This window comes from Pseudofrankia sp. DC12 (assembly GCF_000966285.1).
Lineage (GTDB): Bacteria > Actinomycetota > Actinomycetes > Frankiales > Frankiaceae > Pseudofrankia.
In genome coordinates this window covers 2,978,657-2,994,425 of sequence record NZ_KQ031391.1, presented here as the reverse complement: position 1 = coordinate 2,994,425, position 15,769 = coordinate 2,978,657, and the positions used below count along the sequence as shown (strand labels likewise).

Here is a 15,769-nt window from a genome sequence, read left to right as displayed (position 1 = left end):
TGCACACATCAGCGCCAAGGCCCGTCGCAGCACGAGCAACCCAGCCTCCGCCGCCACCTCCCACGAACCCGCCCGCCACCGCGGCGCCGAGATCCGTAGCAGCCGCGCCACCGACTCAGCCAGCAACCCAGGCGCCGCCGCCAGCTCCGGCAAACCCGCCCGCCGCCGCCCCCGCCGCGACTTGCCACCCACTGACCAACGGCGGGAACTGCTATGAGCCGGGCGAGTACTGCCGCAACGCTGACCACGGCGCGCACGGCGTCGCGGGAAATGGCGAGGCGATCGTATGCACCGACAACAACGGCTGGCGGTGGGAGCCCGCATAAGGCCGCCCGGCACGACCCTCCGCGACGCGGTGAGCAGACCGGGCGGCCCGCGGCCGATCGTGCCTGCGGGACCGGGCATCAGAGTTGACAGCCAAGTCGACAGCCGAGCCAGCGGAAGTGACCGGACGCCAACGGATATCGGTGGACGCAACACCCCAGGTGAGCGGACGCTGCGGACGTCCGTCTGCGCCCCTTGATGATCCAAATCAAACTACGGACTAGATGGGCTGCTGCCCAAGTCGATCTCCATGTCTGCCAGCGCTCGACGGGCCGCAAGGGCGTCTGGATGCTGCTCGCCGAGCGACCGGCTGTAGCGATTCAGGACGTCCTTGAACATCGTCCGCGCCGTCGCGTAGTCACCTTGATCCCGCATGACTCCCGCGAGGTCGTACGCGGCGGAAATCGTGTCCGGGTGATCCTCGCCGAGAATCCGGGCGCGTTGGGTCAGCACGTCCTCGAGCATCGTCCGCGCCGTGCCGTAGTCACCCTGATCTCGCACGACTCCTGCAAGGTTCTGCGCCGCGGAGATCGTATCCGGGTGGGCCGCGCCGAGAAGACGACGGGACCGGGTCAGCACATCCTCGAACATCGTCCGCGCTGTGGCATAGTCGCACTGTTCCCACACGACGCCTGCGAGTTCGTGCGCAGCGGCGATCGTTGACGGGTGATCTTCGCCAAGAATCCGACCGGACCGGGTCAGCACGTCCTCGAACATCGTTCGTGCGGTGGCGTAATCTCCCTGATCCCGCACTACAAACCCGACTGCATGCGCGGCAGCGATCGTAGACAAGTGATCCTCGCCAAGAATTCGGCGGCGTCGGGTAAGGATGTCCTCGAACATCGTCCGCGCGGTGGCGTAGTCACCCTGATCCCGCACGACGCGGGCGAGTTCATGCTCGGTAGCAACTGTGGACAGGTGATCTTCGCCGAGAGTCCGTCGAGACCGGGTCAGCACGTCCTCGAACATCGTCCGTGCCGTCGCATAGTCACCTTGATCCCGCACAACGAAGCCGACCGCATGGGCAGCAGCGATCGTTTCTGGGTGATCCTCGCCGAGAATTCGGCGGCGTCGGGCCAGGACGTCCTCGAACATCGTTCGCGCGGTGGCGTAGTCGCCCTGATCCCGCACGACACGCGCGAGTTCATGCGTCGCAGCGATTGTGGACAGGTGATCTTCGCCGAGGACTACCTGGCTCCGAGCTAGGGCGCGCTCGCCTAGCGCGCGGCTGCTCGGGTAGTCGCCACGGTCTCGCAGGTACCGGACAAGCCAGGTGATCATGTCGTGGCTGTCCGCGTCGTTGTCTTCCACCAGCCCGACGGCCAACGCATGGGCGTGCAGCAGGGCGTATCGGGGCCACGCCTCCGGCTGGTCACGCACCTGTGGATGCCCACGAGCGACGAGCCGACGCGACACCGTACGCAACAGCGGCTGCAACTCGACGGGCGTGTCATCCCGCAGTACTCGCGCGACCAGCCGATGCATCACCACGGCCCCCGGTGCCTCGGTTCGACCCACCAACGCCAACGCCAACACCCGACCGACGGTGTCCGCCCACGCGATCCGATCTGCTGCCACGTCATCCAGCGGGGCTGGCAGCATCCCAGCTACGTGCGGCCCGACCAGGTCCAGTGGTATCGGCTCAGGACCAAACTGGGCCAGCAGCCGAGCCAGCATCACCACAGCCGGGTCGCCTAGCTCGTGGAGGATCACTGTCCACGTCGCGGCGACCGGGCGTATGCCGCCTGGCGCGCCCCGGACCATCAGCCGCCGAAGCTCGGTCGCCAGGAGACCCGCGTACTCACCCGACGCCATTGAAGTGGCCGCCAAGAAGGCCCCCGCCTGCTCTACCGCCAGCGGCAGATTCCCAAGCGCCGCAACGATCCGACCCGCGTCCTCGTCACCGATCTGCTCAACGTGCGAGCGCAACAACGCCACTGCATCCACCGACGGCAACACGTCGACCGCGACCGTACGAGCCAGCCCCGACCAGCGGTGATCGCGCGACGTCACCAGAACATGCCCGCCCGACCCCGCGGCCGCCCGCAGCACCCCAAACAGGTCCGCCGGCGCCCCCACGTTGTCCAGGACCAGCAACCAGCGAGAGAACGCACCACCCGACGCCAACGATGCCACGAGTGCTCGGACCGACTCCTCAGCGGACCCAGCCGCCCCAATCCCGACCCGCTCCGCAAGCCGGCTCAGGGCAGCCAACGCCGACGCTGGCTCCTCCGCGGGCACCCACCACACCAATTCGTACTCTGCGCCAAACCGGTAGCAGTACTCGACAGCCAACTGGGTCTTCCCAACCCCACCCAGGCCGTGCAGCGCCACTGGCAGCACGGCGGCCGAACCCGACCCCACCAGCCGCTCCCGCAGCGCAGCCAATTCCTCCTCCCGGCCGGTGAACAGCGGATTTCGTGGCCAGCTCACCTCCCACACCACCCCGCCGGTCGAGCCACCCGCCGGCAACTCATCAGACCCCGCAGCAAGACCCGGATTACCCGGAAACCGCTGACGAGCGACCGCCAGCAACCGCGCCACGCCACCAACGGCGATACCGTGCGCGAGCAGCCCCGAGACCGCCGTCCAGAACACCCGCGGACTCTCAGGACTCCACGGCACATCTGCCACGGCGATCCCGGCCTCCCGCACCACCTGCCGCGCCGACAGCGGATCGGCAAACACCTCAGCAAGCGCAGCGATCTGCCTGTCGGTCAGACCCGTCCCCATGCCACCCCCCAGCAGCCCGAACCGACCCGAAGTACGGACGTCACGCTGCCGAGCAGCATCCCATCTCCCAACACGGCCAGGACATCAGTAAGACCCTTCGGAGTGCCCGACAGACCTCTCGGACATCCGCGGCCGCGGACAGTCGGTGCGACTGGCTTCTCTCGACATGCGGTTCGACCAGTCAGACGAACGCTCTGTGACGACCGCCTTCCTGACCTCCATGCCGCATCTGTAATGCAACGCGGCCGGACGTCCATGGACGCCGGTAGACGGTGCCGAGCCCGTGACCTGCTCCGACGGACGCTGTCGGGCGTCCGTGGACAGGGTTCCGAGAATTACGGAACAGGAGGTTCCGCGCTGCGGTGGACGCTGGCGTTCGGAAGCCCTCCGTGCAGCGATCCTGCTGATAGCGGTCGCAGCGTCCTGGGCGTCGATGGACACGCACGGCGCCGTGACCGGCCAGGCCCCCCGGCGGTGTGGCGTCGGCTCCCTTTGGCCCGCCACATCCAGCCCCGTGTCGGGCGATGTGAAGTCGCCGTGCCGGCTCCGGCCGCTGGCGAGCCCCCCAAGTCCGACAACCTGTCGCGGCGGGCCGCCTCCACAACAGGCTTTGGCACCTCGCACAGAAGATCATTGTGGGCGTGAGGTGGGCGTAGAAGCCCCGGTACGACGCAGTTCGGGCCGGCACTCGACGGGCCGGCCCGAATGCGATCATGCTGCGGGGCAGAGGCTTCCCGGCACCTTTCGGCTCTCGCTGGCATACCGCGACACCCCCGCTGACCAGCGGTTTTCCGACTTGAAAACTGCTATGGGGGCAACCTCATCGTGGGTTCGAATCCCACGCCCTCCGCGTCTGACGTCACGGATCACGCTGGTAGAGAGCATGATCGGGCCGTTCTACCGGCCCGCGTGGACGCTCGCCGTACCCGACCATTCCCGGCCGTAGCCGGCCGTTGCCGAGTAGCTGCGGACAATGCGCGGTCGCGATCATGCTGCCCCCTCCAAGCCCAGCGCGGCGGCGATCCGCAGGCGCGCGGCTTCGTCCTGGCCGACGATGCACTTCGCGTAGACCTGAAGCAGCACCGCGACGAAGTGGCCGGCCCACTCCGCGATCTGCGTCGGCGGAACTCCGGCGTTCAGCCAGGTCGAGACGGCCGCGTGGCGCAGGTCGTAGGGCGTGCCCGCGAGCGGAGATGTCACCTCTGCCGACGTAAGCCAGACCGCTCCGCCCGAACCCGCCGCGCCAGTGCCACCGGCGCGGCTTATAGCCATGCCCGCCGTCACCGACGGCACAAGATCTACACCTCCTGAATGCTTACCGGACGAGGTCGGGGTTGCAGCCGGCCGCCAGCGTTCGACGGAGCCGGAACCGGGCGCCCGCTGCGTGCAGGGCACGGCGTAGCAGGATCTCCGGCTCGGTGTCGATGTTGCGGCGACCCCGCAGCCCGGCGGCTGCCGGTGTCGAGACCCACCTTTCGGACACGTTCCGATCCTTCCACGGGCCATCTGAGCCGACCTGTCGGACCCGTCCGCTACCGTCCTCTCTACCGAGGAGGCCACCATGGAGAGCACGGAGGAAGCCGCACAGGTCGGGCACGCCGAGCTCAGCAGTCGTGCGGGCAGCGGTCACGTTGGCCGTACGGATGGGTCCTTCAGCGCCGTCGACCTGTTCGCTGGTGCTGGTGGCGCGTCCGCGGGCCTGGCCGCCGCTGGCGCTGACCTGCGTCTCGCCGCCGAGATCGACCCTGAGTACGCGTCGACCCATCAGGCCAACCTGCCAGCCGACGTGCTGGTCGGGGACCTGCGCAACGTCGACAGTGAGAAGATCGCCCGAGCGGCCGACGTCGCGCCTGGCGAGCTGTCGCTGTTGTTCGCCGGGCCACCGTGCCAGGGTTTCTCGATCATCGGGTCGCGGGTCGTCTGGGACGAGCGCAACAACCTCTTCCGTGAGGTGCTGCGAACGGCCCGTGACCTCCAGCCGAAGTGTGTAGTGATCGAGAACGTCCCCGGGCTAGTGACGCTGGCGGGCGGTGCCTACCTCCGTTCGATCCTTCAGGGGCTCTCCGACGTCGGCTATGCGGGGGCATGTGCCGAGCTGCTCGCGGCCCAGTACGGCGCGCCGCAGATGCGCTGGCGGCTAGTCATCGTCGCCTGGCGCAAGGATCTCGGTATCCCCGCCGGCTATGGCTTCCCGGCGCCGACCCACGGTGGAGAGATCGGCGACCTGCTTCCGAACTGCACGATCACCGCGTCGCAGTCGGCCGGCTTCCTGACCACCCGTGACGCGATCGGGGACCTGCCTCCGATCGTCGCTGGAGAGCAGACCGGCCGGTATGTCGGGCCGCCCACGACCGTCTATCAGAGCCAGATGCGCGCCGGCCTGGACGACGAGCTGTGGAACCACTACGCCGCGAAGCTCTCCGAGTCGAACCTTGCCCGTATCGCCCGGCTCAAGCCCGGGGAGGACTGGCGCGACCTGCCGTTCGACCTGCTGCCCTCCGGGATGCAGCGGGCGCTACGCAAGGACCACACCCGTCGGTACCGGCGGATGTCGTGGGACGGAGTGCCTCGCACGATCGTGACCCGCTTCCGCGACCCGAAGACCGGCGAGTACACCCATCCGGAGCAGGACCGCACCATCTCGATCCGCGAGGCCGCCCGGATCCAGGGATTCCCCGACAGCTTTGTCTTCCACGGCAGCCGATCCAGCCAGTACGACCAAGTCGGCAACGCCGTTCCTGTCCAACTGGCGCAGAGCATCGCCGAGGAAGTCCGCCGCTGCTTTGACGGCCAGCCCACGCGCCAGCTGGACAGCCCGTTCCGGCGACGGCCGATCAGGTTCCTAGGCCCCCAAGGAAGCCTGCTCCCAACACTCACGGATAGCGCCGCGTGACCGACGAAGCCTTCTACCCGTTAACGTCCACCCCCAACAAGCGCCCACATCTGGCCGAGTGGCATGGCCATCGTGTTTTCCCTATCGTCGCAGCCCACCCCACGGCGACTGCGGACCAGAAAGACGGCCGCTGCCCCTTCCTTTCGGAGATCGTCGGAAGCCGGCACAGCTGCGTCAAGGCGGATAACAGCAAAGGTGTCTGCTCGATCAGCGCCGAGAGCAACGGCCACCGTCAGGACTGGCTTGTCTGCCCTTATCGGGCGCTGGACGAGACCATGTTGGAGGCCATGACACGCCGGCTGTTCTCCGCCGCTGCAGGACAGCCAGTCGCGATCCGGCCGGCATCGACCCTCTCCGAGGACCAGGTTGAGGCGATCCTGACAGACGGTACCGGCACCCGTGTCTTCTGCTACTTCCAGGACAAGCTTGGCGGCGAGATCAGCCTGTCCAAGACGGCGGCCTCGCCCGAGATCTCGTTCGACATCACGCTGGTGGAACTCCTCCTGTCAGCCGACGGCACCCAGGTCCGGCTTGGCCGGTACGGCATCATCGAACTCCAGACCACAGATACGCATGGGACCTACAAACTCGCCGTCGAGGCGCTGCGAGGCGCGCTTGACCTTCACCCGCGGGACTTCCCAGCCCAGGTCGCCGCGAATCAGGAGTGGGCAGGCCGGAGGGTCGAAGGACCGAACATCTCCAACGTCTTCAAACGCACCTTCTACCAGGTCGCCTTCAAGTTCCAGGTGACGAGACGGGATACGTCGGTCGGCTGCATCCTCTCGATACCCCGGCCTGTCTGGGATTCCTGGCAGCCGTTCCTTGGCAAGCCCGACCTGCACCAGCAGCCCGACGGCACGTGGCGCCTCTTGGACGATCATAGTAGCGCCCCACCGAACTGGATCTATGTCTTCGACATCGCCGAAGAGCCAGCCGCACCCGGTTGGCCAGCCCCCATCGAGATCAACATGATCATTGGCACCGACGCGCAGACCCTCAGCCGCGCTGCACTCGACGTCGCTCCCGGGAAGGCAATTGAGAACTCAGCCGGACGCGACGCCGTGCTCGACACGCTGAGCCGGCGACTCCGCCAGTACCTGCCTGGACTCGTCCCAGGATCGATCTGACCACCGCTGGCCGAGCCGCTCGACGTTCCGTGACTGCCCTCTGGTCCCGCTCCGTACTGCATTTGTACTGAGTCGAAAGTCAGGGCTGCGGCGAGATCGCTCTCGGTAGCGTGTGGCAACTCAAGGTAGTCGGATTCGGTCGGCACGGATAGGCCGGCAGCGACGTGAACCGCCTGTGGTTACTGGGTTTCCGGATCAACTCAAAGTACTTCTCCAGGCCCGACCAGACTGGAAGCGTAGTTTGATCAATCCGGACTGTTATCTTGCCGCAGCCCTGGTCGAAAGTAGCTTAGGGTGAGGCTGTCAGGGTGACTTGGTGGCCGAGCTGTTGGAGCTGGTGGACGAGCTTGCGGGTCTGGCGGTCGGGGTCCTGGCGGCGCTGGTAGTAGTCCGGGCCGAGGCCGCGGTAGGTGGTCTGGTCGTGGAGTAGGTGCCAGGCGATGACGAGCATGGTGTGGGAGACGGCGACGAGGGCGCGTTTGCTGCCGCGGCGGGTGGCGATGCGTCGGTAGTGGGCGGACAGGTAGGTCGTCTTCGACCGTGCGGCGGAGGAGGCGGCTTCGCCGAGCGCTCCGCGTAGCCAGCTGTCACCGCGGCTGCGCGGCCTCGTTCTTGCCTGCGACGCACTTCGGAGGAACCGCGTGGCCGACAGGACGCAGCCGTCTGAGCCCGCTGAGTCGTCGCGGCCGCTCGCGGCGTACCAGCGCAAGCGGGACTTCCCCAGCACGCCGGAACCGGGCTGATCCCGCCGACAGTCGCCGCGGATTCCGGACGGCGGGCCCCGTGGCGGTTACTGTCGGCGCGTGGCTGTGGCCGAGCACGGAGCCCCGCTTGAACTCGACGTCGGCGAGCGGACCGTCCGGGTGACCAACCCCGGACGAGTCCTGTTCCCCGAGGCCGAGGTGACCAAGATCGAGCTTGTTCGTTACTACCTGGCCGTCACCGACGGCATCGTGCGTGCGCTGCGGCTGCGGCCGACGACGCTCGAACGGTGGCCGAAAGGCGTGGTCGAGGGGGCCCGGCTCGCCCAGCGGGACGGGACTCCGGGCGACGCCTTCTATCAGAAGCGGGTGCCGAAGAGCGCCCCGCCCTACGTCGAGACGGTCCGGATCACCTTTCCGAGTGGCCGCAGCGCGGACGAGATCTGTGTGACCGAGCCGGCCGTCATCGCCTGGGCGGCCAATCTCGGCACCATCACATTCCACCCGTGGCCGGTCCGCCGGGCCGACGTCGACCATCCGGACGAGCTGCGCATCGACCTCGACCCGCAGCCGGGTACCGACTTCGCCGACGCGGTCACCGTCGCGGGCGAGGCGCGCACACTGCTCGACGAGCTGGGCTGGGCCGGCTGGCCCAAGACGAGCGGTGGCCGCGGCGTGCACGTGTACGTCCGGATCGAGGCCCGCTGGACGTTCGTCGAGGTGCGCCACGCCGCGATCGCCTTCGCCCGCGAGCTGGAACGTCGCCGTCCCGACCTGGTCACGACGGCCTGGTGGAAGGAACAGCGCGGCGAGAAGGTGTTCGTGGACTACAACCAGAACGCCCGCGACCGCACCATCGCCTCGGCGTACTCCGCCCGGGCCAGACCGTGGGCGCCGGTCTCCACACCACTGACGTGGGACGAGCTGACCGTCGACCTCGACCCGCGAGACTGCACGGTGCGCACCGTGCCAGACCGGTTCGCCCGTGTGGCGGATCCGTGGGCCGGCATCGACGAACAGGCCTACGACCTCACGCCCCTGCTCGAGTGGTGGGAACGCGACCAGCGCGATCGTGGCCTCGAGGACATGCCCTACCCGCCCGACCACCCGAAAATGGCCGGCGAGCCGCGCCGGGTCCAGCCCAGCCGCGCCCGCCCGAGCGGCTGACCGTAGCCCCCCGGCCGGCGGCGGCCCGAAGCGTCCGGATGAGCGCGCGGTTTCACGCGCCCACCAGACGGATCGTGGGCTTCCTGCGCTCGCCCGGTCAGGCGAACCCACCGTCCACGCGGTGTGGGCGTTGGCTCGGCGGGTACTGCCCGGGGGTGACTAGCAGTGCGACATCGTCCGGCGTTGGCCGGCCGGGGGACGAGATGACCGTGCCGCGCCTGGACGAGGCGACCAGCGCGGCGGTGGGGAAGCTCGGCGAGGCGTTGGAGTGGGTGGAACGTGCCCGAGGGGCGCTGTACGAGTTCCACCAGCTGTCCGGCCACGCGGACCGGACGCTCGCCGAGGCGATCGAGGACCTGGCGGCGGCCGGGCACCCGAGGGCGGCCGCCCAGCTGCGCCGCGAGCTGCACGGGCGCAACGTGCTCGACGGACGGTGGACCTTCCAGATCGTCGAGGAGTACGACGAGCTCTACTACCAGCCCTTTGTCGCTTGCGACGAGCGCATCCGGACCACGTTCACCGGCGGCCGCCGCCACGTCCATGAGGCCCGGATGAAGGCCGCCGAACGCGACAGGGCCGGCCGCGACCGCTGGGGCCTTGGCGCCTAGCCGACCACGTCGGCTCAGGCCGCGTGGCGGTCTGGCGGTGCCGACTCCATGTTCCGCCGCCACGGCGCATGAGAGGACGGGTGCCAGTTGGGAGGCGCGGCGCCTAGGCGTCTCGGCGCCTGGCCACGATGATGCCCACGGCCAGCAGCGCGGCGGCGAAGGCGGCGAAGTACGCGAGCGAGCCCCACGGGCCCAGCGGCATGTGCTCCTCTAGCGCCGCGTCCGTGCCGAGTGGCTGGCCGTCGTACAGGAAGTTGGTGGCGGCGGTGAACGGCAGCCAGTGCTGGACGTGCGACCCGATCCGGGGGATGACCGGCAGCAGGTCCTCCAGCAGCAGGTTCCAGATCACCACGGTGGCGATCGCGCCGGCGGAGTGCCGGATGAGCAGGCCCGCCGCCACGGCGATCACCGCAGCGATCGCGTACACCAGACCGCTTCCGAGGACGATCCGGAAGTCCCTCGCATAGCGCAGCGCCAGCGGGGCGTCTGGCCGGAGCAGCACCGACGCCGCCCAGGAGCCGATGGCGGCGATCTCACCCGCCAGCCCGGCGAGCCCGGCGACGACGGCGGCTTTGGCGAGCAGGGCGTCGGTGCGGCGCGGGAACGCGAGGAAGGTCACCCGGATCGTGCTGAACCGGTACTCGGTCGTGACCGACATGACGGCCATCACCATCATGATGATCGAACCGAACTTGCCGGCGAACTGGGTCGAGGCCGGCGTGAAGGTCGACAGGTCGTCCTTGGTGACCGTGGCGGCCACCAGCAGGGACAGCCCGATGGTCGCGGTGGTGGCGATCGCCAGGCACCACCAGGGCGACCGGGTCGAGAACAGCTTGATCCGCTCGACCCGCAGCAGTGTCAGGCTGACCATGAGGTATCCGCCTCCCAGGCCGGTCCGCCCGTCGGTTCGGGGTAGGCGCTCGGCTGCGGGTATGCCGGGGGGTCCGGGTAGTGGGGCGGGTCCGGGTAGTCGGGCGGGGCCGCGTAACCGGGCGGGGCCGCGTCCGCGGCGGTCCCCGTCCCGCCGTCGTCGCCGAACCCGCGCGGGTGGTCCGGACGATCGCCGGCGCGGTACTCGACGTCCCGGCTGGTCAGCTGGAGGAACGCCTCCTCCAGCGAGCCGCGCTGGACGGCGAGCTCGTGCAGGACGAGGCCGGCCGCGCCGGCGAGTTCGCCGACCTTCTCGGTGGTCACACCGCGTATGGCGAACGCGGCGGGGCCCGCGTCGGACGCCGGTACCTCCTCGACCGCCAGCCCACCGGCGGAGAGCACCGCCCGCAGCTGGTGTGGCTGCGGCCCGCGAACCCGGACCGTCGCGCCGGACGCCTGTTCGGTGAACGCGGTCGTGGTGGTCTGCGCGATCAGCCGGCCCCGACCGATGACGACGAGATCCTTCGCGGTCAGTGCCATCTCGGACAGCAGGTGGCTGGAGACGAACACCGTCCGGCCCTCGCCGGCCAGCCGGTGCATGAGCCGCCGGATCCAGAGGATGCCCTCCGGGTCGAGGCCGTTCACCGGCTCGTCGAACAACATGACCTCGGGATCGCCCAGCAGCGCGCCGGCGATGCCGAGCCGCTGCGCCATGCCCAGCGAGTAGCCGCCGGCCCGGCGGTGGGCGACGTCGGTGAGCCCGACGATGTCGAGGACCTCGTCGACCCGTCGATCGGGCAGCCGGTTGGCGGCGGCCAGCCAGCGTAGGTGGGCGCGGGCGGACCGGTTCGGATGGACCCATTTCGCGTCGAGCAGGGCACCGACGTGGCGCATCGGGTCGGCCAGCTCCGCGTAGCGCCTGCGGCCGATGCGGACCTCGCCTGCGGTCGGGCGGTCGAGCCCGAGGATCATCCGCATGGTGGTCGACTTGCCCGCGCCGTTCGGTCCGAGGAAGCCGGTCACCCGGCCGGACCGCACGGTGAACGACAGGTCGTCGACCGCGAGCGTGCGGCTGTAACGCTTGGTCAGCCCACGCGCGTCGATCATCACTCTCCCGCTCGTAGCGCCGCGAACGCCGGTGGTCGTCCGCCTTCTGGGGCAGAAGAGACCAAGCCGTGACGCCTGGTGGCAGTCTGCCCTGCGATCGTGCCCGGTGCCGTTCGGTGACTTCGCCGCGGGTTGTCCGAATCGGTCGTCCAGCGGCACCGCCGGCAGGTCGGCGGGGGGAGTGGTCCGGACTCTCGGCGAGATCGCGGAACCCTCGCGTGAGCCCGTGGTGTTGCTCACCCCGGATGTCCCGGCGGTCCGTCCGGACGGGTTGGTCCGGCTACGTAACATCGCGCCATTCGTGCTGCGGCCCAGGCGAAGCCCATGGTCCGACGGTTGGGCTGGCCGGTGCGGGCCCGATGGAGGCATCAAGACGGCCGGATCTTCCGCTCACCTGGCCGACATATGACCAAATATCGGAGATCCGGCACGATGGGGGCGGCCGAAGCGGCCGAAGTGGGAGGGGGCCACGTGACCGTCGAGCAGCCGTGCGACAGGATGGCCCGGTGCCTGCCCGCCGGTCCCCTTCGTCCGCATCACTGGTGTCAGCGCCGCCGGTCGCGTCCCCGCCGGCCCAGTCAGCCTCGGCTGCGGGTTATCGGGAGTCAGCAGCCAGGACGGTCGCTGTGAGCGCCGGCCGGCCGGCGCGTCGCGTGGCTGGCGTCCAGCAGACGTTGCCCGTGCCGCTGCGCGGCCTCGGCCAGCCGGGCCGCACCAAGCACGTCCCGGTGACCGCCAGCTGCGGCGGCTGCGACCAGCGATGGACCGACGAGGCGGCGACGCACTGCCGAGGCTGCCACGGCCACTGGCCCGACCTCGCCGGCTTCGACGAGCACCTGCCGGAGTGCCCGAGCTACGTCTCGTTCGTGCCACCGACCCGCAGCCGGGCGCGCAAGGCCTCCTGACCTGCCGCCGGCCGGCCCGCTCGTCAGTGGTCGGGGTGGGCCTGGGCGAGGCGTAGTGGCCTGGTCGGAGCGCTCGGGTCGTCCGCGCGAGTCGTGGTGTGCCGGCTCAGGGCCGGCGTCAGGAACCACCAGGCCGGAGGCGGGAACCACAGCGGCACCGCCCACCTCGGCGCGGGTCCCACCCCGCCGAACTGGCCACCGGTCCACGAGCCGTCCGCCTGCACGTTCGTGCCGTCGTGGCGTGGGCCGTTGGCGGCCGTGACGGAGACCCCCAGTGGATCGGCGGCGGGCCACGGCGCCACGTGTTCGTCGGCTGGCACGACAGTCCCGGGCGCCGGTGGCGGGACCAGCGGCATCGGCGGTACCGACGGGGCTGCCAGCCCGGTTGGCGGTCCCGCCGGTACCCCGGCCGGGAGCGGGGCGGTCCAGACGGGCGAGCTTGGGGTGAGTACTGCCGGGCGGTGGGCCGGCGGGGGGCCGGCTGCCGGGGTCGTCGTCGTGGCCGGCCCGTCGGCCTGCTCGCCCGTCGTTGGCGGCCCGGACCGCGGGGCCCGAATGAGCGCCGGCACCAGCACCGCGACCAGTTCGCCGGAATCAGGGCCGGCGGTCCGGGCCGGCGGGCCCGCGGCCGGCAGCCCGCGACTCACCGGCGCCGGCGTCGCGGCCGGACGCGGGCCCGCCGGGACCGCGGTCGTTCCACCCAGGTCGTCGAAAGGTGCGAGGTCGCCGGGGTCGACGGTCGGTACATCGTCGATCGCGGCCTGGACTGGGGCCGCGCGCTCGTCGGCCGGGTCCTCGTCGTCGAGTTCGAGCAGATCGACGGCGTCATCCACCGAGCCGGTGAAGGCCCGACCGACGTAGGCGAGCTCCTCGAAGGTCAGCTCGGCGTGCGCGAGGGGCGCGCCTGGCTCCCGCACCGGCACCCGTCCGGGCGGCGAGGTGGCCGCGTCCCGGGTGGCCGCCAGCGCGCCGGTCCTGGTTGGCGCCCGGGGCGACAGGTCCTCAGACGGGCGCCCGGTCGGGATTCCAGCAGAGGCGCCCGCCAGCCGGGCCGGGGTGGTCGGTGGCTCCGATCCCGTAGGCGCGGGACCGTCGTCTCGTCGCGTGAGCTGGGTGTCCTCCGGACCGACGTCGGTGGTCAGCCGGCCGCCTGCGGTCCCGCCGCGGCGGGGGGCCCAGAGCCGGGTCGTGGTGCCGAATCCGGCGACGCGGGGCTGCAGGAGGCCGCCCACGGCCGCGACCGCGATGAACATCAGGACGATCGTCGACCCGGCCGCGGTCACGAGGCCCAGCGCGAACGGGTCCAGTCCCGGCGACCGGCTGCCCCTCGCGTCGGGGATGGTTCTGGTCGCGGACAGGGCGGTGTAGTAGCCACCTCGGATGGCGGCCCCGAGCAGCATGGCGGCCACGAGGGCCCGCAGGTACCGTTCGCCCGGACGGAAGGCCACCCAGCAGAGCACGGTCGCGGTGGCCACGTTCATCACCACGGAAAGGACCGCCAGTACGGCGTCGTAGCCAAGCGTTCCGGTGGCCCGCAACGCGTTGATCGTCATGAAGGAGGCGGCCGACCAGCCGGCCCCGCTCAGGGTTCCGCCGGCGACGAGCCGCCGCGAGCTGGCCGGGTTGGTCGCGACGATCGCCAGGCCGGCTCCGGTGGCCAGCGGCACGACCAGCGCGCTCATGACGATCAGGCGCAGGTCGAACAGCGCGGTCCCGCCATACGCGCAGGAGACGGTGCCGGCGAGCTGGGTCGACCAGACCGCCGCTCCGACCGCGACGGCCGCCGTGGCGGTCCAGCCTGCGTTGCGCACCGCCTGGGACCTCCGGCCGCGCGGCGTCAGCCGGATTCTGGCGGCGCAGGCGAGCGCCGCCAGCGCGGCCGCGGAGGCGAGCAGGTAGGAGACGGCGATGCTCGGACCGCAGGACGACGAGAGTTGATCTTTTGCCGCCAGCCCGGACGCGAGCGACGTCAGGTGAGGAAAAGGGACAGCGGCGGCAACAGTCATGGCGATTCCTTGCTCGGTGACATCGTTGTCACTGTGTGTCCTATCCCGGACGCGACCATCTTGGCTCGGGGGAGACCACCGGAAGGCACGGACTCACCGGCTCGCCGCGATCGGAAATGGCGACCTCAATTCGGTCAAGGAGCCGGACGGCGACCCGACTACCTGCTACTTTCCGTCGCTGAGCATGTGCTAGGGCCGATGGCGGCGCGGTAGCCGTCGCCTGGCCGTCTGGGTAGTCGCGGCGCGCGTCCACTCGTTGCTGCGCCGCCCGCGCGGCCGGTGCCATGGCGGACGGGAGGAAGCGGGCGTGACCCTGTGCGGCCTGCTGCGGCTGGACGGAGCGGACGTCCGCCGGTCCACCCTGACGGCGATGCTCGCCTCATCCTCCCTGGGCCTGCCGGCGGCCCGCGGGGTCCATCTCGACGGCCCCTTCGGGGTCGTCACCGCCGCCGGAAACACGGGCCGCCCGATTCCGCCGATCGCGGTGGACGACAGCGGGCTGATGGTCGTGTCGCTCGCGGCCCGCGGCCACCTGCGGCTCGCCGGTTGGCCGCCCTGCCCCGCGGCCCGGCCTGGCGGCACGGGCCTCCACCACGACGCGGCCGAGGCGGTCGGGCCTGGCGGTCTGGGCGGTCCGGGCGGTCCGGGCGGTCCGGGCGGGCCTGGCGGTCCGGGCGGTCTGGGCGGTCCGGGCGGTCCGGGCGGGCCGCAGGAGCCCGGGAGCGTCGCGGAGCCGAGCGGGGTGGCACGGGACGAGGACACCACGGCCTGGGGCGTGGCCGCGGCCTACCGGGCGATCGGTGAGCGCTGCCTGCGCCAGCTGCCACCGGACCGGCTCGTGCTCGTCTGGGACTCGCGGGCGCGCCGGCTGCTGGTCACCCGTACCGGGCGGTTCGCTGTCGACCTGCTGACCTGGTCGGACGGGCGCCACGTCGCCTTCGGCACCGAGCCGGCGCAGCTGTTGGCCCCGTTCCGGGCGCCTGTCGCAGGCCCTCGGCCCGGAGTTCCGTACTCGCGGCTGCCGGACCCCCGGGCGCCGAGCGCTCCGTTCGGGGACGGTGGCCTCCCCGACGTCCACCGGGCGCACGGCCGGCTGGCCGAGGTGTCGTTCTCCCCCGACCAGCCCGGCGGCTCGCAGCCAGGCGGAGGTGGCCGGCCGCACCGGCTGGTACGCCGGCTGGCGGCCGGCGAGGGGATCTCGATCTCGGTGACGGCGGTTCGTCGCGGCCCGCGCCCGTCTGGGCCGGCCGTCCTACGGCTGGTGCCGCGCCCAGCCTGGGCGCCAGGGCTCGACGATGCCGACCGTCGCCAGCCTGAGCGCGGCTGAG

At 70.7% G+C, this 15,769-nt stretch carries 13 protein-coding genes; 6 read left to right on the top strand and 7 right to left on the bottom strand.

Annotated elements, in window-relative coordinates:
• Nucleotides 1–537: 537 nt before the first annotated feature.
• The 3 genes from fxsT to FRADC12_RS32200 all read right to left on the bottom strand — a co-directional run bounded on the left by fxsT (nucleotide 538) and on the right by FRADC12_RS32200 (nucleotide 4,540).
• Nucleotides 538–3,057: an FxSxx-COOH system tetratricopeptide repeat protein gene (gene fxsT / locus FRADC12_RS11905; protein WP_084010609.1), complete on the bottom strand. Its 2,520-nt coding sequence runs from the start codon at nucleotides 3,055–3,057 to the stop codon at nucleotides 538–540.
• A gap of 987 nt (nucleotides 3,058–4,044) precedes the next feature.
• Nucleotides 4,045–4,257 (bottom strand): site-specific integrase, encoded by a 213-nt coding sequence (locus FRADC12_RS34870; RefSeq protein WP_198152871.1) that lies wholly within the window; start codon nucleotides 4,255–4,257, stop codon nucleotides 4,045–4,047.
• 115 nt (nucleotides 4,258–4,372) lie between these two features.
• Nucleotides 4,373–4,540 (bottom strand): PDDEXK family nuclease, encoded by a 168-nt coding sequence (locus tag FRADC12_RS32200; protein ID WP_198152870.1) that lies wholly within the window; start codon nucleotides 4,538–4,540, stop codon nucleotides 4,373–4,375.
• A 78-nt stretch (nucleotides 4,541–4,618) separates the two neighbouring features.
• Between FRADC12_RS32200 and FRADC12_RS11890 the strand changes: the two genes are divergently transcribed.
• Complete coding sequence (locus tag FRADC12_RS11890) at nucleotides 4,619–5,950, top strand: DNA cytosine methyltransferase (protein WP_052710864.1); 1,332 nt, start codon at nucleotides 4,619–4,621, stop codon at nucleotides 5,948–5,950.
• A complete protein-coding gene (locus tag FRADC12_RS11885; RefSeq protein ID WP_045876694.1) occupies nucleotides 5,947–7,077 on the top strand; it encodes a PDDEXK family nuclease in 1,131 nt (376 codons plus the stop codon). Before FRADC12_RS11890 ends, FRADC12_RS11885 begins: the two co-directional genes overlap by 4 nt.
• Before the next feature lie 289 nt (nucleotides 7,078–7,366).
• Here the strand turns inward: FRADC12_RS11885 and FRADC12_RS11880 are convergent, their stop codons facing one another.
• Complete coding sequence (locus tag FRADC12_RS11880) at nucleotides 7,367–7,786, bottom strand: hypothetical protein (protein ID WP_198152869.1); 420 nt, start codon at nucleotides 7,784–7,786, stop codon at nucleotides 7,367–7,369.
• A 100-nt stretch (nucleotides 7,787–7,886) separates the two neighbouring features.
• Here FRADC12_RS11880 and ligD point away from each other — a divergent pair, with 100 nt between their 5' ends.
• Both ligD and FRADC12_RS11870 read left to right on the top strand, forming a co-directional pair.
• Entirely contained in the window at nucleotides 7,887–8,945 is a 1,059-nt protein-coding gene (gene ligD, locus FRADC12_RS11875; protein WP_232303744.1) for a non-homologous end-joining DNA ligase, read from the top strand.
• 203 nt (nucleotides 8,946–9,148) lie between these two features.
• Nucleotides 9,149–9,553: a hypothetical protein gene (locus tag FRADC12_RS11870; protein WP_045876692.1), complete on the top strand. Its 405-nt coding sequence runs from the start codon at nucleotides 9,149–9,151 to the stop codon at nucleotides 9,551–9,553.
• Nucleotides 9,554–9,656: 103 nt separating this feature from the next.
• Here the strand turns inward: FRADC12_RS11870 and FRADC12_RS11865 are convergent, their stop codons facing one another.
• Both FRADC12_RS11865 and FRADC12_RS11860 read right to left on the bottom strand, forming a co-directional pair.
• Entirely contained in the window at nucleotides 9,657–10,424 is a 768-nt protein-coding gene (locus FRADC12_RS11865) for a hypothetical protein (protein ID WP_232303743.1), read from the bottom strand.
• On the bottom strand, nucleotides 10,412–11,530 hold the full coding sequence (locus FRADC12_RS11860) for an ABC transporter ATP-binding protein (RefSeq protein ID WP_045876691.1): 1,119 nt from the start codon (nucleotides 11,528–11,530) through the stop codon (nucleotides 10,412–10,414). Before FRADC12_RS11860 ends, FRADC12_RS11865 begins: the two co-directional genes overlap by 13 nt.
• A 626-nt stretch (nucleotides 11,531–12,156) precedes the next feature.
• On the opposite strand from FRADC12_RS11860, the gene FRADC12_RS11855 reads away from it, so the two are divergent.
• Nucleotides 12,157–12,435 carry an FDXHR family putative zinc-binding protein gene (locus FRADC12_RS11855; protein ID WP_045876690.1) on the top strand — a complete coding sequence of 93 codons (279 nt, stop codon included), beginning with the start codon at nucleotides 12,157–12,159 and terminating at the stop codon, nucleotides 12,433–12,435.
• 23 nt (nucleotides 12,436–12,458) lie between these two features.
• Here the strand turns inward: FRADC12_RS11855 and FRADC12_RS11850 are convergent, their stop codons facing one another.
• Complete coding sequence (locus tag FRADC12_RS11850; RefSeq protein ID WP_045876689.1) at nucleotides 12,459–14,441, bottom strand: MHYT domain-containing protein; 1,983 nt, start codon at nucleotides 14,439–14,441, stop codon at nucleotides 12,459–12,461.
• A 307-nt stretch (nucleotides 14,442–14,748) separates the two neighbouring features.
• Here FRADC12_RS11850 and FRADC12_RS32195 point away from each other — a divergent pair, with 307 nt between their 5' ends.
• Nucleotides 14,749–15,768: a hypothetical protein gene (locus tag FRADC12_RS32195; protein WP_045876688.1), complete on the top strand. Its 1,020-nt coding sequence runs from the start codon at nucleotides 14,749–14,751 to the stop codon at nucleotides 15,766–15,768.
• Nucleotide 15,769: the final 1 nt, after the last annotated feature.

Coding starts and splice junctions, on each gene's coding strand:
- FRADC12_RS11865 (WP_232303743.1), bottom strand. CDS start 10,424: ATGGTCAGCCTGACACTGCTGCGGGTCGAGCGGATCAAGCTGTTCTCG.
- FRADC12_RS11850 (WP_045876689.1), bottom strand. CDS start 14,441: ATGACTGTTGCCGCCGCTGTCCCTTTTCCTCACCTGACGTCGCTCGCG.
- fxsT (WP_084010609.1), bottom strand. CDS start 3,057: ATGGGGACGGGTCTGACCGACAGGCAGATCGCTGCGCTTGCTGAGGTG.
- FRADC12_RS11890 (WP_052710864.1), top strand. CDS start 4,619: ATGGAGAGCACGGAGGAAGCCGCACAGGTCGGGCACGCCGAGCTCAGC.
- FRADC12_RS11870 (WP_045876692.1), top strand. CDS start 9,149: ATGACCGTGCCGCGCCTGGACGAGGCGACCAGCGCGGCGGTGGGGAAG.
- FRADC12_RS11860 (WP_045876691.1), bottom strand. CDS start 11,530: ATGATCGACGCGCGTGGGCTGACCAAGCGTTACAGCCGCACGCTCGCG.